Annotated in this window: 24 protein-coding genes; 11 read left to right on the top strand and 13 right to left on the bottom strand. The window is 35.9% G+C overall.

Annotation, left to right across the window (positions count from 1 at the left end; translation table 11 throughout):
• Positions 1-101 precede the first annotated feature (101 nt).
• The 7 genes from CVS95_RS03350 to CVS95_RS03385 all read left to right on the top strand — a co-directional run bounded on the left by CVS95_RS03350 (position 102) and on the right by CVS95_RS03385 (position 8,203).
• Complete coding sequence (locus tag CVS95_RS03350) at positions 102-1,955, top strand: TonB-dependent receptor domain-containing protein (RefSeq protein WP_107695563.1); 1,854 nt, start codon at positions 102-104, stop codon at positions 1,953-1,955.
• 11 nt (positions 1,956-1,966) lie between these two features.
• On the top strand, positions 1,967-2,932 hold the full coding sequence (locus CVS95_RS03355; protein WP_107695564.1) for an ABC transporter substrate-binding protein: 966 nt from the start codon (positions 1,967-1,969) through the stop codon (positions 2,930-2,932).
• Positions 2,929-3,726 (top strand): ABC transporter permease, encoded by a 798-nt coding sequence (locus tag CVS95_RS03360; protein ID WP_107695565.1) that lies wholly within the window; start codon positions 2,929-2,931, stop codon positions 3,724-3,726. Before CVS95_RS03355 ends, CVS95_RS03360 begins: the two co-directional genes overlap by 4 nt.
• A complete protein-coding gene (locus CVS95_RS03365) occupies positions 3,726-4,415 on the top strand; it encodes an ABC transporter ATP-binding protein (protein WP_107695939.1) in 690 nt (229 codons plus the stop codon). Before CVS95_RS03360 ends, CVS95_RS03365 begins: the two co-directional genes overlap by 1 nt.
• On the top strand, positions 4,408-5,514 hold the full coding sequence (locus CVS95_RS03370) for an NnrS family protein (RefSeq protein ID WP_107695940.1): 1,107 nt from the start codon (positions 4,408-4,410) through the stop codon (positions 5,512-5,514). Before CVS95_RS03365 ends, CVS95_RS03370 begins: the two co-directional genes overlap by 8 nt.
• A gap of 111 nt (positions 5,515-5,625) precedes the next feature.
• Positions 5,626-6,171 (top strand): hypothetical protein, encoded by a 546-nt coding sequence (locus tag CVS95_RS03375; protein WP_107695566.1) that lies wholly within the window; start codon positions 5,626-5,628, stop codon positions 6,169-6,171.
• Between the two features lie 343 nt (positions 6,172-6,514).
• The gene (locus CVS95_RS03385) at positions 6,515-8,203 is read left to right on the top strand and encodes a hypothetical protein (RefSeq protein ID WP_107695567.1); all 1,689 of its coding nucleotides are present in this window, start codon (positions 6,515-6,517) and stop codon (positions 8,201-8,203) included.
• Here the strand turns inward: CVS95_RS03385 and CVS95_RS03390 are convergent.
• The gene (locus CVS95_RS03390; protein WP_107695568.1) at positions 8,200-9,414 is read right to left on the bottom strand and encodes a saccharopine dehydrogenase family protein; all 1,215 of its coding nucleotides are present in this window, start codon (positions 9,412-9,414) and stop codon (positions 8,200-8,202) included. The genes CVS95_RS03385 and CVS95_RS03390 overlap by 4 nt on opposite strands.
• A gap of 93 nt (positions 9,415-9,507) precedes the next feature.
• On the opposite strand from CVS95_RS03390, the gene CVS95_RS03395 reads away from it, so the two are divergent.
• Positions 9,508-10,230, top strand: a complete 723-nt coding sequence (locus tag CVS95_RS03395) for a tetratricopeptide repeat protein (RefSeq protein WP_107695569.1) — start codon at positions 9,508-9,510, stop codon at positions 10,228-10,230.
• Here CVS95_RS03395 and CVS95_RS03400 read toward each other — a convergent pair.
• Positions 10,223-10,864 carry a non-canonical purine NTP pyrophosphatase gene (locus CVS95_RS03400; RefSeq protein ID WP_107695570.1) on the bottom strand — a complete coding sequence of 214 codons (642 nt, stop codon included), beginning with the start codon at positions 10,862-10,864 and terminating at the stop codon, positions 10,223-10,225. The genes CVS95_RS03395 and CVS95_RS03400 overlap by 8 nt on opposite strands.
• Positions 10,865-10,977: 113 nt before the next feature.
• Here CVS95_RS03400 and CVS95_RS03405 point away from each other — a divergent pair, with 113 nt between their 5' ends.
• Positions 10,978-12,279, top strand: a complete 1,302-nt coding sequence (locus tag CVS95_RS03405; protein ID WP_107695571.1) for an MFS transporter — start codon at positions 10,978-10,980, stop codon at positions 12,277-12,279.
• A complete protein-coding gene (locus CVS95_RS03410) occupies positions 12,276-13,412 on the top strand; it encodes an NAD(P)/FAD-dependent oxidoreductase (RefSeq protein ID WP_107695572.1) in 1,137 nt (378 codons plus the stop codon). Before CVS95_RS03405 ends, CVS95_RS03410 begins: the two co-directional genes overlap by 4 nt.
• 212 nt (positions 13,413-13,624) lie before the next feature.
• Here the strand turns inward: CVS95_RS03410 and CVS95_RS03415 are convergent, their stop codons facing one another.
• The 6 genes from CVS95_RS03415 to CVS95_RS03440 form a co-directional block, all read right to left on the bottom strand.
• On the bottom strand, positions 13,625-14,263 hold the full coding sequence (locus CVS95_RS03415; protein WP_107695573.1) for an HAD family hydrolase: 639 nt from the start codon (positions 14,261-14,263) through the stop codon (positions 13,625-13,627).
• A 74-nt stretch (positions 14,264-14,337) separates the two neighbouring features.
• Positions 14,338-15,354, bottom strand: a complete 1,017-nt coding sequence (locus tag CVS95_RS03420; RefSeq protein ID WP_084041636.1) for an OmpA family protein — start codon at positions 15,352-15,354, stop codon at positions 14,338-14,340.
• 153 nt (positions 15,355-15,507) lie between these two features.
• Positions 15,508-15,897 carry a 30S ribosomal protein S9 gene (rpsI, locus tag CVS95_RS03425; protein WP_021084780.1) on the bottom strand — a complete coding sequence of 130 codons (390 nt, stop codon included), beginning with the start codon at positions 15,895-15,897 and terminating at the stop codon, positions 15,508-15,510.
• Positions 15,898-15,899: 2 nt separating this feature from the next.
• Positions 15,900-16,328: a 50S ribosomal protein L13 gene (gene rplM / locus CVS95_RS03430; RefSeq protein ID WP_002939292.1), complete on the bottom strand. Its 429-nt coding sequence runs from the start codon at positions 16,326-16,328 to the stop codon at positions 15,900-15,902.
• 80 nt (positions 16,329-16,408) lie between these two features.
• Positions 16,409-19,228 carry a RecB-like helicase gene (locus tag CVS95_RS03435; protein ID WP_107695574.1) on the bottom strand — a complete coding sequence of 940 codons (2,820 nt, stop codon included), beginning with the start codon at positions 19,226-19,228 and terminating at the stop codon, positions 16,409-16,411.
• Positions 19,225-21,570 (bottom strand): PD-(D/E)XK nuclease family protein, encoded by a 2,346-nt coding sequence (locus CVS95_RS03440; RefSeq protein WP_107695575.1) that lies wholly within the window; start codon positions 21,568-21,570, stop codon positions 19,225-19,227. Before CVS95_RS03440 ends, CVS95_RS03435 begins: the two co-directional genes overlap by 4 nt.
• A 151-nt stretch (positions 21,571-21,721) precedes the next feature.
• Here CVS95_RS03440 and CVS95_RS03445 point away from each other — a divergent pair, with 151 nt between their 5' ends.
• Positions 21,722-22,309, top strand: coding sequence for a flavin reductase (locus CVS95_RS03445; protein ID WP_107695576.1), 588 nt, complete (start codon positions 21,722-21,724; stop codon positions 22,307-22,309).
• A 122-nt stretch (positions 22,310-22,431) separates the two neighbouring features.
• On the opposite strand, the gene CVS95_RS03450 is transcribed toward CVS95_RS03445, so the two are convergent.
• From CVS95_RS03450 to CVS95_RS03470, 5 genes are all read right to left on the bottom strand, one after another.
• On the bottom strand, positions 22,432-22,902 hold the full coding sequence (locus CVS95_RS03450) for a FixH family protein (protein ID WP_107695577.1): 471 nt from the start codon (positions 22,900-22,902) through the stop codon (positions 22,432-22,434).
• The gene (locus CVS95_RS03455; RefSeq protein WP_107695578.1) at positions 22,895-23,464 is read right to left on the bottom strand and encodes a hypothetical protein; all 570 of its coding nucleotides are present in this window, start codon (positions 23,462-23,464) and stop codon (positions 22,895-22,897) included. Before CVS95_RS03455 ends, CVS95_RS03450 begins: the two co-directional genes overlap by 8 nt.
• Before the next feature lie 106 nt (positions 23,465-23,570).
• Positions 23,571-23,783: a DUF4006 family protein gene (locus tag CVS95_RS03460; protein WP_021090794.1), complete on the bottom strand. Its 213-nt coding sequence runs from the start codon at positions 23,781-23,783 to the stop codon at positions 23,571-23,573.
• Complete coding sequence (locus CVS95_RS03465; protein ID WP_107695579.1) at positions 23,783-24,646, bottom strand: cbb3-type cytochrome c oxidase N-terminal domain-containing protein; 864 nt, start codon at positions 24,644-24,646, stop codon at positions 23,783-23,785. The genes CVS95_RS03460 and CVS95_RS03465 overlap by 1 nt, the downstream gene beginning before the upstream one ends.
• Positions 24,634-24,846: a cytochrome c oxidase, cbb3-type, CcoQ subunit gene (locus tag CVS95_RS03470; protein ID WP_081004420.1), complete on the bottom strand. Its 213-nt coding sequence runs from the start codon at positions 24,844-24,846 to the stop codon at positions 24,634-24,636. Before CVS95_RS03470 ends, CVS95_RS03465 begins: the two co-directional genes overlap by 13 nt.
• Between the last annotated feature and the right edge of the window lie 5 nt (positions 24,847-24,851).

The raw sequence follows: 24,851 nt of genomic DNA on the forward strand, positions 1-24,851 counted from the left end.
ATTAAAAATTTAAAGGATGACTTACATCAACTTTTATAAAGGGTTTTGCTACTACAATTCTGATAAAAGAAATCATAATTATATCTTTAAAAGGAGTTTACATGAGGCCCATTTTAAGCCTAGCAGTTCTTTCATCACTGCTTCTAGCAAATGAAGCAAATTTGGACATTATAAAACCTATTAGAGAATTTGCTCCACCACCAGTCATTACGCCAAACGTTGCACAAAGTGCCTTTGTGGAAAATCAATTTGACCGCACTCAAAGAAGCGAATATCCATTTGTTACAAATTTGCTTGATAACTCAACTGATATGTTTCATATCTCGGCTGGAATGTATGGCAAAAGTTTTTACAATTCATCACTTTTTAAATATCGCGGTGCAAATTTTTATACCATTTTAAATGCAAATTTCACCAAAGCAAATAATTATAAAGATGGAAGTGGCAAAAAATGGAACTATGGCTACAATAGACAAGGCCAAAGCGCTATCTTAGGCTTCGTGCCAAATGATCTTAGCGAGCTTAGGCTTACTTTTTTAAGGGATAATATCGATAAAGACAAGCAGCCAGAGCACGTGATGGATGCCTTTAAAACGACAAGAAAAGTCGGCAAGCTAAATATTCGCTTGGGCGAAGAAGATCTATCAAACACACTAAATCTTGAGCTTGCTGCAAAAAAGATTGAACGAAAAGCTGATAATTTTCATCTAAGAGATGCTACTCCAAATGTAAAAGTGGATTTAAAGAGGAATATATTTGAGGCAAATTTAAAGTATGACGCTGACTTTGCAAGCTTTCACAATCAAATAGGCGCTGGCTTTGAAAAAGATAAACATGACGGTAAAAGATACATGAAGCAAGGCAACAACTGGATCTTTAACGGATATAGATTTGCTGATGTTAGAAATGATAAATTTATGCTCTTTGATACACTTGCTTATAAATTTAATGAAGCAAATGAAGCTTCTCTTGCCTTAAAATATGAAGAGCAAAGAAGTAAATTAAATGGCATCGACACTAAATTTTTTGTGCCAAATCCGATCGCACCTAATACCACTCGCAAATTAGTTCGCCAAATTTATGGTGAGGACGTAAGTGACAGGATCAAAAAAGACGCCTTTAGTGCAAGTTTAAAATATAAATTTACACCAAATGACAAGGATAGCTACTTTGCAAAGCTTGAAAGCTTATCTCGCTTGCCAAGTAATATGGAGCGTTTTAACGCACTTTATGGCGCAGGCGATAATGGCTGGATAGCAAATCCGAATTTAGAGCCAGAAAGACACAATAGAGCGGTTCTTGGCTTTAAATTTGGTAGCGAGTTTTACAAAGAATACCTAAACTCGCTTCAAAACAAAGATGCTTTTAGCTTTGGAGGACATTTCATCGCTGATAGCGTTAAAAATTTGATCATTTTTGATAGACGCCACTCAAAAGCTGCGATGCCACTAAATAAAAATGCTGTCATCTCAAGAAACGTTGATGCAACACTTTATAGTGTAAATTTCAATACGGAATATAGCTTTGCAAGGCACTTTGGCTTAAAAAGCTCACTTTACTACAACTACGGACAAAACAAAACCGATGGCAGGCCACTTTACCAAATAAGGCCTTTTGAAGCAAATTTTGCATTTGACTACAAAGACTATGCAAGCTTTGGTAGCTACAACCTTGGCACTGCACTAAGGCTAGTTTCAAAGCAAACTAGAGGCGATTTTAGCAAGCAAAATGGTCTAGGTATCGACAAAAAAGAGGCCGCAAAAGGATTTGGCTTGCTTGATCTTTATGGTGGCGTAGAGTTTAAAAACAAAGTTGGCATAAGATTTGGCGTAGCAAATTTATTTGACAAAGATTATGCAGAATTTATCAGTGGTGATCACGTAGCAGCACTTGATCCAGTAGTCGTTCATGCCCCTGGCAGGACATTTTTCATTAGCTTTCACAGCAGTTTTTAAAGGAGAAAAAGATGTTAAATAGAAGAAAATTTTTAGGACTTAGCACAGCTTTAGGCGTTAGTGCATTTGCGCCAAATTTATTTGCAAAAGAGAGCTTTACTATGTGGGGCGCACCAGCGATCCCAAGCGTCATAATGGCGGTTGCTGCACTGCAAGGGGAGTTAAATAAAACTTATGATGTAAGTCTAAATATATGGAAAACACCAGATCAGCTTCGTGCAGGCGTGGCTAGCGGAGATATCAAGGTCACGATGTCGCCATCAAATGTCGCTGCAAATTTAAGAAACCAAGGGCTTGATTTTGCGATGTTAAATTTACTGACACTTGGCGTTATGAATGCTATGGTTAAGGATGAAAAGATCAAAAATTTAGAAGATTTTGTAGGCAAAAAGCTAGTAATGCCATTTCGAGGCGATATGCCTGATCTTGTCTTAAGAGCGCTTTGCAAGAAACAAGGCATAGACGTTAGCAAAATAGACATCACCTACACAGCAACGCCGCCTGAGGCTCTGCTTTTATTTTTACAAAAAGATTTTGACATTTTAATAGTCCCACAACCTCTTGGTGAAGCGACTATTTTGCGCGGTAAAAAAGCAGGCGTTAGCGTGCATTACTCAGTTGATTTTCCAAAAATTTGGGGCGAGAGTTTTGGTACAAAACCGATAATCCCAATGGCTGGCATTATCGTAGAAAGAGGCTTTTACGAGAAAAACTTAAGTCTATTTGATACGCTTCATAATGACCTTAAAAATGCACTTTCATGGATACTTGAGAATAAACAAAGTGCAGCAAAGATAGGCTCAAGCTACTTGCCAGCTCCAGAAGTAGCACTTGCAAATGCTTTTGATAAGGCAAATTTAACAGTAACAAAAGCAAATGAACTACAAAATGAGATCATGACATTTTTTGAAGAAATTTATCAGTTTAATCCAAAATTTCTAGGCGGCAAGATGCCAGATAAAGGTCTATTTTTATGATACTAATTGATGGCATCAAAAAAGATCGCTCAAGCTTTTTAAAAATAATTGACTATTTTTGGGGCGGATTTAGCGGATTTGCCGTAGTTTTTTTGATCTTAGCCATTTGGCAAGTGGGAAGCGAGTTTAGCTCCCCACTCTTGCTTCCGCCACCAAAAGATGTATTTTTAAAAGCCTGTGAAATTTTAAAAGATTACAAAAACAGCGAGATAAACATAACGCTTTGCAGATCACTGATCGGAGTTTGCTCGGCAACATTTTTTGGTATATTTCTAGGGTTAATAGCTGGTAGCTTTAAAAGTTTTGCAGCCTTTTTAAAGCCTGTTATAACCTTGCTTTTGTCAATGCCGCCGATTATTTGGATAGTGCTTGCTATTTTTTGGTTTGGATTTGGAAATTTTAGCACCGTTTTTACTATCTTTATAACCGTTTTACCGCTTACTTTTGCAAGCTCTGCAGTTGCTATGAGTAGCGTAGATGAGGAGCTAAAAGAGATGTTTGACGCTTATAATCTAGGAATTTTAAAAAAGATAAGACACCTCTACATCCCACATCTTACAAGCTATATCATAAGCTCTGTTAGTGTAGCTGTTGCAATGGGTGTAAAAATAGTCATAATGGCTGAACTCTTGGGTGCAAATAACGGCATGGGAGCAAAGATAGCAAATGCAAGGGCGATGCTTGAAACAACCGAGGTAATGGCCTATGTTCTTTTAAGCATCACTCTTATCATGCTTTTTGAGTACCTCATCATTGAGCCTTTAAAAATAGCTCTGATGCCTTGGAGAAGATGATGCTTGAACTTACAAATGTAGAGTATGAAATTTTAAGAGATAAGGTCGTAAGGAATTTTAGCCTAAAGGTAGAAAAAGGTGAAGTAGTGACACTTTTTGGACCATCAGGATGTGGAAAAACTACCATTTTGCGGCTTATTAGCGGACTAAATGAGCCCAGAAAAGGGGAAATTTTTAATAAATTTAAAAAGATGACATATTTTTTTCAGGAAAATCGTCTGCTTACATGGAAAAATGCTCTTGAAAATGTGCTTTTGGTTATGGATAAACCTGATCAAAATAGCGTTTTGAAGCTCTTTGCTAAGGTTGGTCTTAGTCAGAAGGACGCACTAAAATATCCAAGTGAACTAAGTGGCGGTATGAGGCAAAGGGTCGCTTTTGTAAGAGCAGTTGTGACAAAACCTGATCTGCTTTTAATGGATGAGCCATTTTCGGGGCTTGATTATGATATGAAAGAAATTTTGATCGATATCGTTAGCCAAAGAGTGAGTGAGGGCATGAGCATAATACTCGTCACACACGACAGGATGGAGGCCGTAAAGATGTCAAATAGAATTTATTTTCTCGCAAATAAAGGTACGGTCATACAAAAAGAGCTTATTTTAGATGAGGCTTTTAAAAACCGTGATTTTGCATTTATTAGCAAAACAATAGATGAAAATTTTAAAGGGCAAATTTATTATGATTAATAATTTTTTTACTCATCCTATGAGAATATTTTTCTTAATGAGTGCCGCCTGTGCGGTGCTTGGTGCTAGTGTGTTTTTTACTCCAACTGATTTTGTGAGTTTGCATAAATTTATATTTTTGCAACTTTTTTTAGCCCTTGCTTATGCTGGATTTTTGCTAACTGGATTAACTGATTGGACAAATTTTCAAGCATCTTTAAAAATACACGCCTATATATTATTTTCACTCTTTTTTATAAGCTTTATTTTGGCATTTTTTAGCCTATTTTTAGCACACTGCTTTATCGCTCTTTTTTGGCTTTATTTGGTTTTGCTTTGTCTTTATATGATCTGGCAGGATAAAAACGATGATCAATTTGGCGTGCTTGGCTTTTTGCTTGGCATTTTAGGCTTTGAAATTTATTATCTAATAAGCGGCAACGAAAAATTTCTAAATTTACAAGTTTTTATTCACATAATCGCTATCTTACTCATCTCTTACCGCGTTAGTGTCGTGCTTGGAAAAGAAGCGTTAAAAAGAGAAAAAGGCATGGATGAAGCTGTTTTTGTGCCAAATTTTATCTATAAAAATATCGCTATTTGCTGCGTTTGTGCCTTTTTACTTTTAAATATATTTTTTGAAGCAAGCTTAGGTGTCTATTATGCTGCGATAGCTTGTGGAAGTGCAGTACTTACAAAGCTTAAAGAGTGGCATTATAAAGAGCTTTTTAGGCATAGTTTTGTGCTTTTATACTATTTTATGCAACTATTTTTAGCGGTTGGATTTTTGGGAATCGGCTTTAGCGGTATTTTTGGACTCCATCTTGAAACAAATTTTATGCATCTAATAGCGATAAATGCAGTAATTTTTAGCGTGATGCTTATATTTAATGTCGCAGGACTTCGTCACAGCGGACAAGAGCTTGAGTTTTTACGCCTTAGTAAGGTTGCTTTTATTTTAGTTCTTTTAGCTGGCATTAGTAGAGGAATTTTGGCTTATTTTTGGAGTGGCTTTTACATTCATTTGCCCGCAATGCTCATAGCAATCGCTTTTGTTTTTTGGCTCATAAATTTTTATGTGATCTTTAGGGATAACGATTTTAGCGATGATCCAGAGTAAAAAGATATTAAAAATTTATTCATTAATTAAAAAGAGTTTTTAAGTCTTTTTTGAAGTAAGTGGGTATATAATTTGCGATATTTATTATCAATATTATAAAAAGGATTCTTTATGAACAAACTTACTTCTGTTGCTTTAGCAGCTTCATTTTTTGCAGTTTCAGCTCTTGCATTTAGCGTAGAAGGTGAACCAAAGGTAACATTTACTGGTTACAAGCTAGCAAATAAAACAGCCGTACCAGGTACTTTTAAAACGATAAATTTTAAAAGTCAAGAAAACGCAAATTTTGCTGATTTTTTAAAGAGCTTTGAATTTAAGCTTGAGCCAAAAGATATCGATACAAAGCTGCCTGACCGCGATAAAAGGATTGGCATTATTTTCGATGGCAAGTCCGTAGATGGCAAGATCGTAGCGGTAAATGGCGATAATAAAGCCGGAGAAATGGATGTTGAGCTTAGCATAAATGGCAACTCAAAAATTTTTAAAACAAAATATGAAGTGCAAAATGGCAAGCTAGTAGCAAAATTTTCGGTTGATCTTGTAAATGATTTGAAGCTAAATGAGAGCTTTGATAAATTTGCCGCTGCCGCCAAACCATTTCACGGTGGAAAGAGCTATCCAGATGTAGATGTTAGCTTTGAAGCAGCGATAAAATAACTTTCAAATTCGGCGCCAGTAAGTTAGCTTGCGCCGAAGTTACCTCTTTATCCTAGTTTCTTATTCTGTGATACCGAAAAATCGAAGATGACGGATTTTTCATACAAAAAGGCGGTAAGAATGCGAAATTTTATTTTAAAGATATCGATGAAATCGGTATCCGCGAGATAGATGCTAAACGCAAAATTAGCATTTTTAATATAAAATTTAAAAAAAGAAGGCAGGCTAGCATATGGTCTCATGTAGCCTATCGGCGACGATGACGCCGTGATATACGACAAATACGAACTCTCAAAGCACGAGATTTTTAAAATTTTAAAGCAGAAATTTGAGGCAATTAACAATGCAAAAAAATGAAATAGATAAAATAAAAGAAAAACTCATTCAGATTTTTAAAGATGAAAGTGCTGTTTGCACTACGATAAATGGCAAATGGGGCGTTGGGAAAACTTACTTTTGGTATAAATTTGTAGAAGACAATTCAAAAGAGTTAAATAAAAGTTTCGTATATATTTCTTTATTCGGCAAGGATAGTATCAGTCAGATAACACAAGAGATTATATTGCAAACATATAAAAAATATAAGATGGTATCTAATTTTTTAGACAAATTTAAAAAATCTAATATTGATAAAATTATAGATAAATTTGCGTCGAATTTTGGATCAGCAATTATAGGATGTATATCGCTTTTTGAAAAGAAGGATTTCGAAAATATCGTAATTTGTTTTGATGATTTTGAAAGATTATCAAATAAATTAAGCATAAAAGATGTATTTGGATTAATATCAGAACTAAAAGAACAGAAAAACTGTCATATAGTTATGATTTTTAATGCTGACGAACTAAAGTTAGATGATATAAAAAGATATAAAGATAAAATCGTAGATTATGAATTTAACTATAATCCTACCGTGGAAAATACATATAAAATTATAGAAGACAAACTTAAGGTTTTTAAGGATTATCCATTCGAATATTTTAAAAAACACAATATAAACAATATTAGAGTTATGAAACGAGTAGTAACTGCACTTAATGACTTTGGCTTTTTAGAAAAAGATTTAAAAGATTTTAAATATACCGAGCAAATTTTAGTAAATGACATTATGGAAATAGCCACTATAAATGCTTTGAAATTAAATATAGATTTTAAAGAGCTTAATAAATATTCTTTTAAGTACTTTACTAACAATCTTAAAGATAACGAGAAAAATAAAGAGTTTGATGAGATTATAGAATATGCGCATATAAATTACCTTGAGCCAAACCACATAAGAGATGAAGTTGTAAGCTATATAGCAAAATCCATAACAGATGACAAAAAGATTAGAGATATTGTTAATGTCGTAAAATTTAAAGAAGATAAGCTTAAAGAATTGAACGGATATATGCATAGATTGCAATACGACTTTAAATTGCATGATGGAGAATATTGCAATAAAATAAGAGATTTTCTTGCTGACAATATTGATATGGTATATGTTTTAGGGGTGAGTAACTTTATTTTTTATATAGAGTTTATCAAAGAACGAAATCCGACACAAGCTGATGAATATCATAATTTTGCCATTAATATATTGAAGAGTATATTGGAAAATAATAGTTACAATACCATTTTGCCGTATAATCCTGATATAGATAAAATTTTAGAATTTGACCCTATATTAATAGAGTATGATGATAACTTGAGGGATATGTCTGATCGTTCAAAAATTAGTACAAAAGAGGGAATTTTGACTCTTTTAAAGAGTGGAAACGAATTGGAGCTTGAGGCACTTGAAAAAGTAGACGATGAAAAATTAAAACAATTAATACTAAATGACTGGGAATTTTGCTTTGGCGTTGTAAGTTGTTTAAATAGTAACTTTTTGATATGTTCCAGTTGTGAAAATTTGATAAATAAGTTTATCAGAATTTTTGAGAGTATAAATTCCGATAAAAGTACTGTCAAATCCATCAAGCTTTTAAACGCAATAAAAGAAATTACGATAAAAACTAAAATTTTAGGCGAAAATCGCCTAAAATTTTAGTTTACTTCATACCTCTCGCCTGGCTTCATTTCGATTATCTCCCACGGCAAGCCCTGCTTATTTAGCTCATCCATGAAAGGTTTGGCGTCGAAATTTTCCATGTTAAAGACGCCCTTGCCGCTCCAGATGCCCTTTGCGACCATCATCGAGCCGATCATCGCAGGCACGCCCGTCGTGTAGCTCACCGCCTGCGCGCCTGTTTCGGCGTAGCAAGCCTCGTGGTCGCAGACGTTGTAGATGTAGACTTGGCGCTCTTTGCCGTCTTTGAGCCCGCGGATCACGCAGCCGATGTTGGTTTTACCCTTCGTGCGAGGGCCTAGTGACGCAGGATCCGGCAGTAGAGTTTTTAGAAACTGTATCGGCACGATTTTTACGCCGTTGTGTTCTACCTCGTCGATGCGTAGCATGCCGACGTTTTCTAGGCATTTCATGTGAGTTAGGTAGCTCTGTCCGAATGTCATAAAAAAGCGGATTCGCTTCAGCCCTTTGATGTTTTTAACGAGGCTTTCAAGCTCCTCGTGGTAGAGCAGGTAGCTATCTTTGACGCCTACTTTGGGGTAGTCCCATTTGAACGAAATCTGCATCGGCTCGGTCTCTTTCCACTCGCCGCGCTCCCAATAGCGGCCTTTTGCGCTCACTTCGCGCAGGTTGATTTCTGGGTTGAAATTCGTCGCAAACGGATATCCGTGATCGCCCGCGTTGCAGTCTAAGATGTCGATCTCATGGATCTCGTCAAAGAGATTTTGCTGTGCGTAGGCACAAAATACGTTCGTCACTCCCGGATCAAAGCCGCTTCCCAGCAGCGCCATCGTGTTTGCAGCTTTAAACTCGCCGTCCTTCGCCCACTGCAGCTTGTATTCAAATTTAGCTGTGTCGGGGTGCTCGTAGTTTGCGGTGTCGATGTATGGGATGCCGGTGCGAGAGCACGCGTCCATGAGGGTTAGGTCTTGATACGGCAGCGCGACATTTAAAAGCAAATCGGCACCCGTTTTTTTGATGAGAGCGACTACGGCATCGGTATCGTCCGCATCGATCTGGGCGGTGTCAATTTGCACGCCTAGGCGGTCTTTTATAAATTTAGCGATCGCGTCGCACTTGCTTTTGGTGCGGCTTGCAAGGGTGATCTTGCTAAAAACGTCCGCGTTCATCGCACATTTTACGGTCGCGACTTGGCTCACACCGCCCGCGCCTATGATTAAGATATTTGACATTTTGGCTCCTTTAAATTTTAGTGATTTTAGCGAAGTTAATATAAATTTCTCGCTTTGAAAGGTAAAATAAGGCAAAAATTTAAAGGTAAAAAGATGAAGAAAATTTTACCATTTTTAGCGCCTATTTGCCTCTTTGCGAGTAGCTGTAACGAGCTAATACAAGAGAGTGTGAGGGAGTTTTATAAAAGCGATAGAAATTTGGAGAGAGCCATAAATTTAGCCGAGCAAGCGACTGATGTCTGTTTAAAAGAGGGCAACACCAAGCAGGCGATCACTTCGCTCACAAATAGCGCTAGCATTTGCATGGTAAATAAAGAGCCACAAAAGGCGTTAGAGCTCTCACAAAGAGCCCTAGAGCTTGCGGCAAATGTTAGCGGCGAGCTGCTACTAGCTCGCTCTTATCACAGCCTAGGTGCGGCACAAAAGGCGCTAGGCAGATACGACGAAGCACTTGCTAATTTTCAAGAAGCTCTAAAAATTTATGACAACGCGCCAAATGCCCCAATGAAAGACGAACTCATCTGTATAAAAGGCATCGCTAGCACCTACTACCTAAAAAACGACTTTGACAAAGCCCATGAAAACCACCTTCTAGCGCTAAATTTACTTGATATCACGCCAGAGTTAAGCAACAACGAGCTTGTGCGATCAGAGCTTTTAGTAGAGCTTGCTAACGACTTAGCAAAGCTTAAGCAAAAGGACGAAGCCGCCAAAAACTACAAAAAAGTGCTTGAAATTTTAAATGGAAAAGAGCAAAATCCTCGCGCACGGGATCTTTTAGAGCGAGCCAACAAAGGACTAAAAGAGCTTAACTAAAGTTTTTCTTTAGACTTTTTAGCACGAAATTTGCAAGCTCAAGCCCCTTTGAGCGGTGAGAAATTTTAAGCTTCGTCTCATTATCTAGCTCGCCAAGCGTCTTAGTAAAGCCATCTGGGATAAAAAGTGCGTCATAGCCAAAGCCGTTTGTGCCACGCTCCTGGCTAATCGCCTCGCCATACATAAAGCCATGCGTCGTGTAATCACCAAATTTCGAGCTAATAGCGATACAGGCGGTGTAATGAGCTGGTGAGCTCTTTAAATTTAGCGCCTTTAGCTTGCTAATTAACTTTGCTCTGTTGTTTGCGTCATTTGCGTTTTTACCGCATACTTTGCCATTTTCATCAAGGTCAAAGTAGCGAGCTGAGTAGATCCCCGGCTCGCCGCCAAGTGCATCCACGCTAATGCCACTATCATCGCTAAGAGCGATAAACTCACTATCAAGCCCTTGCTCTTTAAGCTTTGCAAAGACGGCTCTTGACTTTATGAGTGCATTTTGTTGAAAAGTGCTGCCATCTTCAACGATCTCAAATGGCTTTACAACCTCGCTTAGAGCGTAAATTTCATAGCCTTTTAAAAATTCTTTTATCTCTTTTACTTTGTCTAAATTTGACGTCGCAAGCACGATCTTCATTGCAAGAGCTCCTTGATTTTTGGGCGTATTTTACAAAAAAGTAGATTAAATTTTTAAATTTAAATTAGCGTTAAAATGATAAACTTAGTCCTTTTAAAAATAAGGAAAATTTTATGTTAAAAAGCGTTTTACCACTATCTTTTATCATAGCAAGCAGATTTTTAGGTCTTTTTATAGTTTTGCCGGTGCTTAGCCTTTATGCCTTGAATTTACACGGAGCAAACGAGTTTTTAGTAGGGCTAATAGTAGGCGTCTATGCGATCTCACAGATGATATTTCAAGTGCCTTTTGGAGCGCTCTCGGATAGGATAGGACGTAAAAAAACATTAACGATCGGACTTTTAGTTTTTATCATAGGCTCAATAATTTGTGCACTTACAAGCGATATTTTTACCATGCTATTTGGTAGATTTTTACAAGGCGTAGGTGCTATCGGAGCAGTTGCAACTGCGATGATAAGTGACTATATAACAGAAGAAAAACGCTCAAAAGCCATGGCGATAATGGGTGCTTTTATAGGGCTTAGTTTCACGCTTTCTATGGTACTTGGGCCGCTTCTTGCCAAAGACTATGGGCTTTCAAGCCTCTTTTACCTAAGTGCCGCTCTTAGCCTACTTTGCATTGTACTTCTTTACACCGTTGTGCCAAAAGAGATAAAAGTGAGTGCTAAAAGTGAAAAAGTGCCATTTGGTAAGCTATTTTTGCAAAAAGACTATATGATCATAAATTTCACCTCTTTTATGCAAAAGATGCTAGCAAGCATCGCATTTTTGGTGATCCCTATCGTTTTAGTAAAAGAGTATGGCTATGAAAGTGGCGAGCTTTACAAGGTCTATACGCTTGGCGCTGTGCTTGGCTTTTTGGCTATGGGGTTAGCTGGCGCGCTAGGCGATGGCAAGGGACTTAGCAAGGTCATCTTGATAGCTGGTACGCTGCTTTTTGCCCTAACCTACACTATTTTTGCCATTAGTTTTACGCTTTTTATCTTCGTTTTAGGAGTCGCTATATTTTTCATAGGATTTAACCTTCACGAGCCCATCATGCAATCAACTGCAACAAAATTTGTAAAATCCTCACAAAAAGGCTCAGCCCTTGGTGTGTTTAATTCATTTGGTTATTTAGGAAGCTTTGTTGGAGGTGCGTTTGGTGGATACATCTTGCATGCTTTTGGCTTTAAAGTACTCGCCATCATCTGTGTGGTACTTTGCGTGGTATGGCTTATTTTACTCTTTAGCCTGAGCGATCCAAGAATTTTTAAAAATATCTATCTAAGCCCTGAAGTAAGCTTAAATTTAGAGTTACTAAATAGCCAAAAAGGTGTAGTCGATTATTACAAAAACGAGAAAAATCAAGTGATAAAATTTGACTCTCGCCTAATAAGCGAGGCAACTTTAAAAGAGAGTTTGAAGTTTTGATCTACGACGTCATCATCATTGGCGCCGGTGCTAGCGGACTATTTTTAGGAGCAAATTTAAATGGTAAAAAGGTTGCCATCTTAGAAAAAAATAGTAGTGCTGGCAAAAAGATCCTAGCAAGCGGTGGAGGCAGATGCAACATCACAAACCGCTTCATAAGCGCTAAAAACTACCTTGGTGAGCAAAAATTTATAGAGCAAATTTTAAAAGTGCTGACTCCAGATCAAGTTTTAAAATTTTTTAGCGAGCTTAAATTTAGTGAGCAAAAGCAAAATCAATTTTTCTGTGATAGCGGTGCAAAAAGCGTCTTGAGCGTACTTTTAAAAGGACAAAATGCAGATATTTTTTACAATAAAGAGGTTCTTGGCGCTAAAAAAGTAGATGAAATTTTTGAAATTTTGACAAAAGATGAGAAATTTAGAGCTAGAAATTTAGTCATCGCAAGTGGCGGACTAAGCTATAAAGCCCTTGGCGCAAGTGACATTGGCTATAAAATAGCAAATAATTTTGGCATTAAAATATCAGCTCTTGCGCCTGCACTTGTCGGATTTAGCGTACAAAAAGATGAGTTTTGGTTTAAAGAGCTTAGTGGCGTCAGCCTAAACGCAGACGTAAAGATAAATAGCAAAAACGAGAGTCATAAATTTAGTGGCAATCTACTTTTTACGCATAGGGGCATAAGCGGACCGGCAATACTAAACGCCTCTCTATTTTGGCAAAAGGGTCGAATTTGTATAAATTTTTTGCCCAAATTTAGTGAGAAAAATTTAATAAATGGCAAAAAGCAACTTAGCTCGGTTTTGCCCTTACCAAAGAGATTTGTGCTAGAGTTTTTAAAAAATTTTGGCTTAAAAGATAGAGCTTTTTATGAATTTAGCGATAAAGAGAGACAAATCATAAAAAGACTTTTTGCTTATGAATTTGCCCCAGCTGGGACATTTGGCTTTGAAAGAGCGGAAGCTACAAAAGGCGGCATAAAGAGTGAATTTTTAGATAAAAATTTACAAGCTTCTAACGTTAAGGGGCTTTATTTTATTGGTGAAGTCTTAGACATCACTGGCATGCTTGGCGGATATAACTTACATTTTGCATTTGCAAGCGCTCTAAAGGTGGCTAGGGTCTTAAATCTATGATCTCCTAGAAGTTAGCTAATTTTTAGACAAATTTTCATATTTTAAATAAGATAGATTTACTATGAAAGTAGGCTTTTAAAGCAAATTTATTTAGAGTAATTTAGATATTTAAAATATTTTAAAAAGATTTTGGAGTAAATTTTATAGCTAAGCAAGCTAAACGTTATGTTGAATTTAATTTAAAATATAAGCAGTTTAGGAATATTAGATTATTAAACCTCTTTTATAAAGCTAACGGCTTCAAATGGGTTTGAGAAAATATGTTTACTAAATTTCTCCAAATCACTCTTTTGACCATATCCACAAGTTAGACCCACACCTGTAACAAAAGCAGCTTGTGCGGCCATTAAATCCATAATGGTATCACCTACCATAAATGCATTATTTTTATCTTTATTAAGTCTAGTTAAAGCCAAATTTATTGGCTCTGGATTTGGTTTTGGATTAGTAACATCGTCTCTTCCAATAACAGTTTTTATATATTTCATAACCCCTAAATGCTCAAGCAAGATAATAGAAAATTTTGAAGTTTTCGTAGTAACTATACCAACATCAGCAAAGCTACTTGCTTCCTTCAATGCTTCACTTGCATAATCTAAGAGTACCGTCTCATCAAGGTAAATTTTTTCGTAGCAAGCTTTATACTCTTTTATATAGCTATCAATTAAATTTTTGCTTGCACCAAGTCTTTCAAACATTATTTCAAGCGGATGACCAACCAAAGACTTTAATGCATTATGGTCTGGCTCTTTTTTACCATGGGATAAGAAAGCTTTATCAAATCCTTTTAAAATAGCAGAAGTTGAATCAATAAGCGTACCGTCTAAATCAAAAAGTATGGTTTTTTTCATCATTTTCTCCGTAGAAATAAAAAAGGGCCTAGCCGAAGCTAAGCCCCAAAAAGAAGTAACTTTAAATAATAAGATTATTTATTGAAAGTAGCTTCAACGCGTCTATTTTGCGCGCGACCTTCTTTAGTTTTATTTGTAGCAATTGGTTTAAGCTCACCGTAGCCAACTGTTGAAATTTTATCCTCGCTTACGCCATAGCCAGCAAGAACATCAGCTACTGCCTTTGCTCTTTTTTCAGATAGTTTTTGGTTATAAGCTTCTGCGCCTACACTATCAGTGTGACCAGCAAGTACAACTTTATAATCTGGGTGTTCGCCCATAAAGTCAGCTACTTTTTTGATCTCAGCTGCATATTTTGGTCCGACTTTATAGCTATCAAATGCAAAGTTAACATCTAGGTCTCTAAGAACGATAACTTTCTCGCATCCTCTTTCGTCAACAACCACGCCAGCTGGAGTGTTAGGGCATTGATCTATATCATTTGGCACGCCATCATTATCATCATCAAGAACTGGAGTTGCTGCTGGAGTTGCTGCTGCAACTGGAGCTGCTGCCACAACTGGAGCTGCTTTTGAGTCAAGACCGATACCAAAGCCTAGTGAATAGAATAGGTTATGATCAGCATGTTCAAATTTGATAGCGTCTCTTGCTTCTGCTTTAAGAGCAAATCTATCAGTTACTTGATATCTTAAACCAAAACCATATTGGCCAAAACCGCCATCTTCATTTTTAACAAAAATAGCTGGAACATCTTCATATCCAGCACCAACTAAGCCATATAGACTAACTGGTCCAAAATCAACTATATCTTTTACAAGATTTGCATGATATCTAAGAACTCTTCCTTCTCTTGTTAAGCTACCTGTTTTTTCTTTTGCTTTTTGAGTGTAATCAACACCAAGTTCTACTTGATCAAAGAAAAAATCTTCAAGATTTCTAGCAGCTCTAACACCAACGAAGTTATGGTCTTTTACACGTAGATTTCCCTCTGGGTGAACACCACCAATAGTTGGAGTAACTTCATAATTATATGCTGCGTTAGACGCAAAAACCGCTGTTGCGGCAACCATAGCTAAAGCAATCTTTTTCATATTTAGAATTCCTTTCTTAGGATTTATTTTAAAGTGGTTACATTTTAACTGAATAAAATTTAACCGACTCTAAATCATAATTTAATTAACAATGTAAATTTGAAATTTACACAACTTAAATTTTGCAAATGCAAAAGCACTTGCAAAAACTCATTAACGTTTAGAGAATTGTGGGCTTCTTCTTGCCTTTCTTCTACCAAATTTCTTACGTTCAACAACACGAGAATCTCTAGTTAATAAGCCTTTTGGTTTAAGTGCTGCTCTAAAATCAGCATCCATATCAGCTAAAGCACGTGAAATACCGTGTCTTAAAGCCTCTGCTTGTGCTGAATAACCACCACCTAAAGTTGTAGCTACTACATCTATTAAACTCTCTTGTTTAGTAACTAGAAGTGGCTGAATTACTTTAAGCTTTATAGCTTCATGTCCACCAAGCCAAGTATTAAGATCCATACCATTTACTACGATTTTACCGCTTCCAGCTTTTATCCAAACCTTCGCTACGGCAGTTTTTCTTTTACCAGTTGCATAAACTTTTGCCATAATTATTTTCCTTCTTTTTTAGCTATTTGTGCCGTATGAGGATGCTCACTGCCAGCATAAACTTTTAGTTTTTTTATCATCTCTCTTCCGAGTTTAGTTTTTGGAAGCATTCCACGAACAGCTAATTTAAATAGTTTTTCTGGCTTATTTGCTATCAAATCGCCAAATTTTTCACTCTTTACGCTACCAAAATATCCTGAGTGTCTGTGATAAAGTTTATCTTCAGCTTTGTTATTACCAGTAAATTCTACTTTTGAAGCATTTATGATGATAACATAGTCGCCACAATCTACGTTTGGCGTGAAGCATGGTTTGTTTTTGCCACGAAGTATAGTTGCTACCTCAGTTAGCAATCTACCAAAACGTTTACCAGCTGCATCAACAACGATCCAGTCTCGTTTAACTTCGTTTGGCTTTGTTATTTTTGTCATTTTCTTACCTTTGCCAAGTTAATTTTTGAGTTGTGATTGTATTTAAACAATGCTTTTATAAAGCTTAAATTAAGTAGCATTTAAACTTCAATATATGAAATTTTTCCATCAAGAGCGTAGAAGATGACGGCGATTATACTATGCTTTGGATAAAATTTACTTAATGCCTCTTTGTATTCTCCAACTTGTTTTTTATTTTCCTCAATATTTTTATCGGTCGTTTTATAGTCAATCACACAAATTTCGTTCTCTCCAATACAAAATAAGTCCATCTGTTTTAGTTCGTTTTTTACTTTAAATGGCTGCTCTTTGTAAATTTCTTTATCTTTTATACACTTTAGAAATTTTGGCTCATTTATTAGCATTTTTGCCCGTTTAAAGGCACCTTCAAGCCTATCAGGTGAGAGAAATTTGTAAAATTTATTTAGCATTAAACTTTTAGCTTTTAAAAGCGAATTTTCATCAAATTTTTCACTCATCTCGAGCAAATAGTGAAACGCTAAACCAAAATAGATTGCCTCTAAATTTTTACCGCTCGTTTTTTGCTCTCTTGCCTCTACATCTTGCCTTTCTATCTTTAAAATTTCAGGCATTTTTTCATCTTTTATAGCCTCTTTTTGCTCGCTCTTACTAGGCAAAATTTTGCCAAAGCTAAACTCTTTTAGATCAAGATAGTCGTTTGCTTCGCTCTTGTCGCTTCTAGTATAAAAAGAAAAAAAGCTAGGACTATTTCCACTTGGTACGGCTTGTTTAATGATAATAAGCGACTTTGTGGCTCTTGTAAAGGCGACGTAAATTTTATTGATATTTTCTTGCTTCTCAAGCTCTCTCATTTGCTCTAACACACCAGCATACTCAGGGTCAAAATTTTCTCTGCCAGAAATTCGGCTTTTTACTATCCACTCGCCTTTTTCGCTATATTCGGTTATAAAGCTTGAGTCATCGCCCCTGCCCTTACTCATCATATCACAAACTATCACGTGAGCAAACTCGAGCCCTTTTGACTTATGAACAGTCATTATCTTTACGCCATCAGCATTTTTTGGACTGATTTTAGAGCTGAAATTTTCAAGGTTAAAGATAAAATCGCTTAAATTTTTGTAGCCACTACTTAGCTCAAAAAGCCTTAAAATATCAACATCAGCCATATTTATATATAAATTTTTAGCTAGATAAAATAGGCTTTTTGTCGCACTATCTTCAGCTTTTATTTTTAGCCTTTTAGGATTTGTATTTATGAGTGCTTTTACATTTTTTTCATAAATTTCTTCACCAAAAAGACAAAATTTTGCATACTCGATGATCGCTGCAACAAACGGCGTTCGCTTTAGCTCCAAGGTGCCTTCATTTACGCTTTTTATCTCCTCACTGCTAAGCACCTCTGAGATGAGGCTGATGTCGCTATTTTTCCAGCAAAGCACAGTTATCTCACTTGCATTTACGCCAGCAGCAAGTAGCTCTTTTACTTGCGAAACTGCTGCACCCGCTATATCTTCATCGCTTAGCACACGCAAGTAGCCATAGTCATCTTCCTCGGCTTCAAAATAAGGACACTCGCCACTTACTTTGTAGCTTAGCTCCTTATCTTTTTTAGCTGGCTCTTGTGGCTCAAAACTAAGCCCATATCTATGATAAATTTCTTCAAAAATAGCGTTATTAAATTTCACCAAAGCCTTTAAGCTGCGATAGTTACTTGGTAAATTTTCTATATCTATCTGACTAAAATCATCTCCAAGCTTATCGAAAAGCTCTTTTTTACCGCCCCTAAATTTATAGATACTCTGCTTCGTATCTCCAACATAAAAGAAGCTTCCAAGCCCGTTTTGTCCGTATCCTGAAACGATCTCAGTGATAAGTGGCAAGATGATCTCATATTGGATCACGTTTGTATCTTGAAACTCATCTATCAAAAGGTGATTTATGCGGCCATCAAGCCTAAAATAAAGCACATCTTTATCAAAATTTTCAACCAAAAGCTTAAAGACCAGCTTATTTATATCAGCAAAGCTTAAAGCATTTATCTCTTTATTTAGCTCTAAATTTGAGTATTTATAAACATTTAAGAGCTTACTAAAACCGCTAAGTCTGTACCTTTCAACCTCTAAAATATACTCTTTTGCTGCCTCTTTTAGCTCGTTAAAGAGCCTATCAAGCTCACTTGTATAAATTTTGCTAAAAGTGCGGTAATCCAGGCTCTCTCTTTCAAAGACCTTGTTTTTAAAAAGCTCAAATAAATTTTGCTCACTAAATGTCTTTTTGGCCGTATCGCTAGCACCATTTTGCAAGGCTATATGCTCATTTATCTCCTTTTGCGCTGCTCTTACCTTGCTATCATCTGGATAGCTTGCACCACTATCTTTTAGCTCACCACCAAAACTCTCATAAAATTTAGCCAAAGTCTGCGAAAAGCTCGCCTCTTTTTGGCTTGAGATTATCATCATGAGTGCAAGCTCACTAAGAAGCTTTTGATCTTTACTTGCCTCTTTTACAAATTTTTTCCACGCCAGATCTTGCAGACTATCTTGCACGCTGTAATCAGGACTAAGCCCTAAATTTTGACTAAATTTCTTTAGGATTCCAGAAAAAAATGCATCAAATGTATAAATTTTTAGCTCACTTTGCAAAAACCTATCAAGCTTCTCATCGCGTCTTTTTATGACCTCATCTTGGCTCAAACTAAGCTCTTTGCAAAGCTTATCAAGCTCGTCTTTTTTGTTTTGTAAGTCCAAAAAAGTTGTGATTATGCGCTCTTTCATCTCATTGGCCGCTTTTTTGGTAAAGGTTAGAGCGATGATCTCATTTATATTTTCGCCTCTAAGCACCAAAGCGATATAACGAACGCTTAAAGCGAATGTTTTCCCGCTTCCAGCACTTGCTTCTAGGGCTAAAAAATCTTTCATAACTCTCTCCTACAAAGTATGGCATACTCGCAAAATTTACAAGCTCCGCTTTTTCTTTCAAAATTTATCTTAGTGTTATTTATACTCTTTAGATTTTCTATCTCAGCCCTTAGATCATCTACACTTTTTTTTGAGCTAATAAGCACAGGTTCATTCTTTAGAGCAAAATAAGCACTTTTTACCTCGCTGCCATAAAGTGCTTCATAAAATGCAAGCTGAAGTGAGTTCGCATTTGCCTCACCAGTTTTATAATCAAGTATAAAAGGCTCGCCATCAGGGCTAGCATCGATCCTATCGATAATGCCTTTTATCTTTACATCACAAAAATCACTCTCTATATCTTTTTCACACTCAAGCACTCTAAAGCCAGCACTTAAACGTTCATTTTCAAACTCTGCGTATTCTTTAAATTTCTGCGACCAAATCTCAAGCTCAAGCGAAGAAAAATCTTGCTTTGCAAGTATTTCTTTAAAAATAGCCAAATCAAATATATTTTTTTGTCTATAAAAATCACTCGTATAGTATTCATAAAGCGCCTTATGCACGCTATTTCCTTGCTTAGATCCTGGCTCAGTTGCTATTGCTTTTGCTCCTTTTATACCAGCTATCTTTGCGTAATAATACTTTCTTGGGCAAGTTAGAAATAAATTTAGTGTCGAAAATGATAGCGGTTTAGTGAAAAAATCATGCTCCAAAATGATCTCATCATCGCTTAAATTTAGGCTTGTACTTCCTTTTAAAAATAATTTTAAATACGCCTCGTCACTAAATTTCTCATCTTTTATTGTTTTGAAATTTTTTAAAAATCTTGAAGGAATACTCTCTTCGTTTAAAACACAGCTTATGGCGACCTTTTTGGCATTGTTTATAAGACTTTCATAGTAAAATCTCTGCAAATTTTCACGCTCAAGGTAGCTTATAAGTCCTGCTTTTTGCCTCACTTTCGAGTTTAAAAACATCTCGTTTGTGCTTCTTGCTGGGATGAAGTTATCATTAAAATCAACTATGACCACACCATCAAATTTCATTCCACGGCTCTCAAGCATGCCCATGACACTGATCTTTCCACCACCCACATCATCGATGCTAAGGCGTGATATATTTAGCAAAAAAATTTCACTTAACTGCTTTAAGCTAAAGCTAAAATACCTACATAAATTCTCAATCCTAAAAAGCTCAAGCGCGAGCTTCTCTTCGCATCTTGGCTCATTTTCAAGCATTAAAAGCTCGTCTATTAGCTCTTTAAATTTAGCAAAGTCACAAAGATCAAAGTAGCTTGATTTAAATTTATTAAAAAGCTCTTCACTTACGCTAAGCGTGTTCAAGATAAAGCCAAGCTCCTCGTAGCTCTCACACTTATTTTGATCAAAAATCGGCCTTACCTCTTCGTTTATCGCTCTTGTGATGTAAAAAAGCGCTTCATAAAATTTTGTATTTTTAAAGCTCTCGCCCATAGCGTAGTTAAAAATTTTATTGCTATCATGTAGCCTTAAAATTTCACTAAAACTCTCATCTGGCAATATAACAGCGATGTTTTCAGGCTTTATGCCCTCACGCACAAACTCGCTCGCCTTTGCCATAGCGTAGGCACATTGCAGGCTTCTAGTGGCAAATCGCTTTTCTAAAACTGGCTCAAATTTTTTGATATTTTCTAAGCAAATTAGCTCATTTGTCTTTAAATTTAGCTCATATTTTTTGTAATTTTCAATCTCGCTAATAGCTGAAATTTGCTTTATTTTATTGATTAGCTTTGTGTTGAAAACGCTAGTTTGAAAGATAATTTTTAGCGTAGTTAGCTTTGAGATTTTCTCTAAAATTTCCCACTCAAATTCACTTAAAATTCCATCTATATGCAGTGAAATTTCACTAAAGCTTTTGATGTAAGCTTCATTTATGTTATAAATTTTTGGCAAGGTTATATCATCGTAGAGATTTTCTCTATCAAGCAAGCTCTCATACTCTTTTAAAACCGCTTCAAGTATGTTTAAATGCTCCTCAAAATTAGCGTAAATATCGTTAAATTTGATCTCAGAGATACTCTTTTTACTAATAGCTAGCTCTTTAAAAAATGAAAAAAGATAGTCATTATTTTTCAAAAATTCAAAAAACTCAGTTGGAATTTTAAGAACAGAGTTTGCCTTTTTGACGCTAGCACAGGCTCTATTCATAAGCACCAAAGCATAGGTGCTATCAATCTCAAACCTACCATCTACATAAACTATCTTTTTATAAAACTCAGCGATACTTAGGCTTTTTGGGATTAGCTCATCATTAAAACTTGCATTAAATTCACGAATCTTACGCGAGTTCGTAAAGACAAAAAGTTGGTTTAAGTTATGCATTTTTCTCTCTTAAATTTTTAAGCAATGATAGCTAAATGCTGATAAAAGAGCGCTTTTTACGTTTAGGTAAAGCTTTAAATTTTTATCTAAATACATTAAAATTTTAAGCCTTAAAGAGCCAAAAGCTACAATCACAAAAAAAGGAGCAAAAATGCATAAAGAGTTAAACAGACAAGGTTTTTACTACGGCTTTCCGGTTTTGCTAGCCACCACAAAAGATAAAAACGCGAACGATGATATCACGGTGCTTTCATCTTCTTGGACGTTAGGAAATACAATGGTGCTTGGCATAGGCATTGAAAATCAAGGCTTTAAAAATATCAAAAATGGTTCAGATATCACACTAAATTTATGTGATGAGAGTCTGCTAGAAGCTGTGCAAAAAATGGAAAAACTAACTGGTGATAGTAACGTACCAGAAGAAAAAAAGAATCTTGGCTACACCTACGAGCACGACAAATTTAAGGTGGCAAATCTCAGCAAAGAGCCTGGCATAAAAGCAAAAACCGTCAGGATAAAAGAGTGCAAGATACAGTTAGAAACGGTTGTAGAAAAGATAGAGTTAAAAGAGTGGTTTAGCATAGTTACTTGCAAGATTACAGGCATTTTTGTAGATGAAAATTTACTAAAAGATGAAAAGATAGATACGCAAAAATGGCATCCACTAATCTATAAATTTAAAGAATATGTCGGCACTTGCGAGCGTTTGGGATTAAATTTTGGATTTAAAGAGATTTGATTTATAGTTTTATTTGATAAAAACTTAGTGTTTTGGTTTTAAATTTAGCCAAAAGATTAGTTTATTAAAATTTAAACTCAGCTTTGAGATCTTTCTTAGATACCAAAGCTGCGATTTTAAGATCATTTTGTGACATTAAGATCAAATTTATAATACCTTGTATCATTAGTGTCACTTAGCCTTAAAAGTAGTTGCCATCTACCTTCTTTTAGGCTTGTTTCTTCACTTACTAGATTATTTTCTTGCCATGAAGCTCTTAAAATTTTATTTTCTTTATTTGTCTGTGGGCGAGTGAGTAAAATTTCATATTTCAAAGCTGAAATTTCTCCTTTTTTAGGAGTTAGATGAAATTTAAACTTAGCATTTAGGGCATTAAAATTTGACTCAAATTTTAGATCAAATTTCTCATCAAAGCGTTTTTCACTCTCTTTGATAAAGGTTATGTTTTCATCGACATTTTGGTAGCTTTGCATATAAGAGCTATCCATTTCGACTGGATGTTTCAGCGCTATGATGATCGTTACTGCGCAAGCGATAATGATAGCAATGAAACTAAGCACGATAGCATAAGGCCAAAAGGTTTTTTTATCCATTTTTTACCTTTTTATAAAAGATAACAATTATAAAAAATGCAACCAAGCCATATATGAAAAATCTTAAAAAATTTAACGTAGTTTTATTTGAATTTCCAACACTACTTTCAAGCTGTAAATTTAAGCTAGATGCGATTTGCTCGGCAATATCAGCGTAGCCATTTAATATAGCAGCATTATAGACATCTTTGCCATTTTTAGAAACCAAAATAGGAATTATCGTTCCTGATTCTGGATTTACACTTAAAATTTGTTCTTTATTAAAAAGTTTTGAAGTATTAGCATCGGCAAAAATTTCTACTTTCTTTTTATCCTTTATAAGCAGTAAAAAAGCATAAGGTGAGCTAAGGTTTTGCTCTTTAAAAAGAGCTTCTAGCTCACCATCTTTATATACGCCAACTACTAAATTTATACCGCTTTTTGTGTAAAGCTCACTGCCGATCTCATTTAGCTTTACACTTACTTTTTGGCTTATAATTTCATCATTATTTATCACAAAATTTGCTCCCAAAGCCAAACTTTGTGAGAGCAAAAATATAAAAATGAGTATAAATTTTCTCACACCTAGCCTACAAAAAGGTGGTTTGATGTAAGCACTGACCACGCACAAATAGCTCCTGCAACAACTATAAGCAAGATTATGGCTTTTTCTATTATGCCTAGCATCACTACTCCTTTATAATGACGTGTTTAGCGTTATCAACGCTCTTCATCTCAATGCTACTTGCATCTTTTAATGAGTAAGGCTTGGTTGCTACATCTTTTTGCAAGCCAATACCAATATAAGTAAGTACGCCAAGGATAGATAGCAAAAGCAAAACTGCCACCAAATAACCGCTAATGCCATTTAAAGCAAAGATATTTCTATTTTTATTTTCCATTATTCGCCCTTTGATAGCGATATGACATATTCGCCAACTGCTTTTTGTTGTATCTCGTTTAGCCTGCCATCATTAAATTTAGGCATAACACCGATGTTGCCGTTTTTACCACGATTTAGTACATCTACGATGAACTCACTTGAACCATATTTACTAATATCAGCCGACATACCATCCATGCCTTTGCCATCATCTCCGTGACAAGCTGCACAAGCTACGTAAAGCTCTTTTCCCATAGCTACTAAATTTTCATTTTTTGTACTTTTTATAGCACTTATCTCTTTTGCAACATAAGCTGCGATAGCCTTTGCTCCATCAGCATCAGCTAGCCCTGCTGGCATCTCACCCATAGGATAATCAAGCCCTTTTGAGCCATTTAGTATCGTATCAATTATTCCTTGTTCGCTACCCCAAATTTGCAAATTTGCAGCTTTGCCACCAATGCCATCGCCTGTGATGCCATGACATGCTGAGCATTGCACCAAAAATACGCTCTCTCCCATAGCGTGAAGCGTTTCTTTGCTTGGGTTTGAATACTCTTTTTCAAATTTAGCGTTTGCCTCTTTTACCTCTTTATTATATTCACCGATTTGTGAGTAAGAATTTAGTGGATAACCAAGTAAATAATACCAGATCGCCCAAACAAGCGTTAGTAAAAAAACTACCGCCCAACCGAATGGAACTGGATTTTTATACTCGCCTATCCCATCCCAGTTATGCTCGCTAAGCTCTACACTTTCATCTTTTTTAACTTTCATTTGACCAACATACTTACCAGCTACAACGACAGTTAGTACGATAATTAAGATGGCACCTATTAACGCAAGTAAATTTATATTATCTTCTAAATTTAGCCATTGCATACGCTCTCCTTTGTAGCCTTTTGCTCTAAAATTTTACTTCCGATCTCATCATCTAGGGCTAATTTCGAATATTTCTCATAATTTCTTCTACCTTGCTTTTCACTTTTGTAAAGATGAAAAAAATAAGCGTACAAAGTGATAGCTAAGAATGCTGTCAAAATAAAATAGCCATAAGCTTGAAGTTCTCTAATATCCATTATTAACT

Source organism: Campylobacter concisus, from assembly GCF_003048905.1.
In the GTDB taxonomy this organism is placed as follows: Bacteria; Campylobacterota; Campylobacteria; order Campylobacterales; family Campylobacteraceae; genus Campylobacter_A; species Campylobacter_A concisus_V.

Bases quoted from the DNA above. Each gene is read 5' to 3' on its own strand.
- CVS95_RS03350 (WP_107695563.1), top strand. From the start codon at position 102: ATGAGGCCCATTTTAAGCCTAGCAGTTCTTTCATCACTGCTTCTAGCA.
- CVS95_RS03355 (WP_107695564.1), top strand. From the start codon at position 1,967: ATGTTAAATAGAAGAAAATTTTTAGGACTTAGCACAGCTTTAGGCGTT.
- CVS95_RS03360 (WP_107695565.1), top strand. From the start codon at position 2,929: ATGATACTAATTGATGGCATCAAAAAAGATCGCTCAAGCTTTTTAAAA.
- CVS95_RS03365 (WP_107695939.1), top strand. From the start codon at position 3,726: ATGCTTGAACTTACAAATGTAGAGTATGAAATTTTAAGAGATAAGGTC.
- CVS95_RS03370 (WP_107695940.1), top strand. From the start codon at position 4,408: ATGATTAATAATTTTTTTACTCATCCTATGAGAATATTTTTCTTAATG.
- CVS95_RS03375 (WP_107695566.1), top strand. From the start codon at position 5,626: ATGAACAAACTTACTTCTGTTGCTTTAGCAGCTTCATTTTTTGCAGTT.
- CVS95_RS03385 (WP_107695567.1), top strand. From the start codon at position 6,515: ATGCAAAAAAATGAAATAGATAAAATAAAAGAAAAACTCATTCAGATT.
- CVS95_RS03390 (WP_107695568.1), bottom strand. From the start codon at position 9,414: ATGTCAAATATCTTAATCATAGGCGCGGGCGGTGTGAGCCAAGTCGCG.
- CVS95_RS03395 (WP_107695569.1), top strand. From the start codon at position 9,508: ATGAAGAAAATTTTACCATTTTTAGCGCCTATTTGCCTCTTTGCGAGT.
- CVS95_RS03400 (WP_107695570.1), bottom strand. From the start codon at position 10,864: ATGAAGATCGTGCTTGCGACGTCAAATTTAGACAAAGTAAAAGAGATA.
- CVS95_RS03405 (WP_107695571.1), top strand. From the start codon at position 10,978: ATGTTAAAAAGCGTTTTACCACTATCTTTTATCATAGCAAGCAGATTT.
- CVS95_RS03415 (WP_107695573.1), bottom strand. From the start codon at position 14,263: ATGAAAAAAACCATACTTTTTGATTTAGACGGTACGCTTATTGATTCA.
- CVS95_RS03420 (WP_084041636.1), bottom strand. From the start codon at position 15,354: ATGAAAAAGATTGCTTTAGCTATGGTTGCCGCAACAGCGGTTTTTGCG.
- rpsI (WP_021084780.1), bottom strand. From the start codon at position 15,897: ATGGCAAAAGTTTATGCAACTGGTAAAAGAAAAACTGCCGTAGCGAAG.
- rplM (WP_002939292.1), bottom strand. From the start codon at position 16,328: ATGACAAAAATAACAAAGCCAAACGAAGTTAAACGAGACTGGATCGTT.
- CVS95_RS03435 (WP_107695574.1), bottom strand. From the start codon at position 19,228: ATGAAAGATTTTTTAGCCCTAGAAGCAAGTGCTGGAAGCGGGAAAACA.
- CVS95_RS03440 (WP_107695575.1), bottom strand. From the start codon at position 21,570: ATGCATAACTTAAACCAACTTTTTGTCTTTACGAACTCGCGTAAGATT.
- CVS95_RS03445 (WP_107695576.1), top strand. From the start codon at position 21,722: ATGCATAAAGAGTTAAACAGACAAGGTTTTTACTACGGCTTTCCGGTT.
- CVS95_RS03450 (WP_107695577.1), bottom strand. From the start codon at position 22,902: ATGGATAAAAAAACCTTTTGGCCTTATGCTATCGTGCTTAGTTTCATT.
- CVS95_RS03460 (WP_021090794.1), bottom strand. From the start codon at position 23,783: ATGGAAAATAAAAATAGAAATATCTTTGCTTTAAATGGCATTAGCGGT.
- CVS95_RS03465 (WP_107695579.1), bottom strand. From the start codon at position 24,646: ATGCAATGGCTAAATTTAGAAGATAATATAAATTTACTTGCGTTAATA.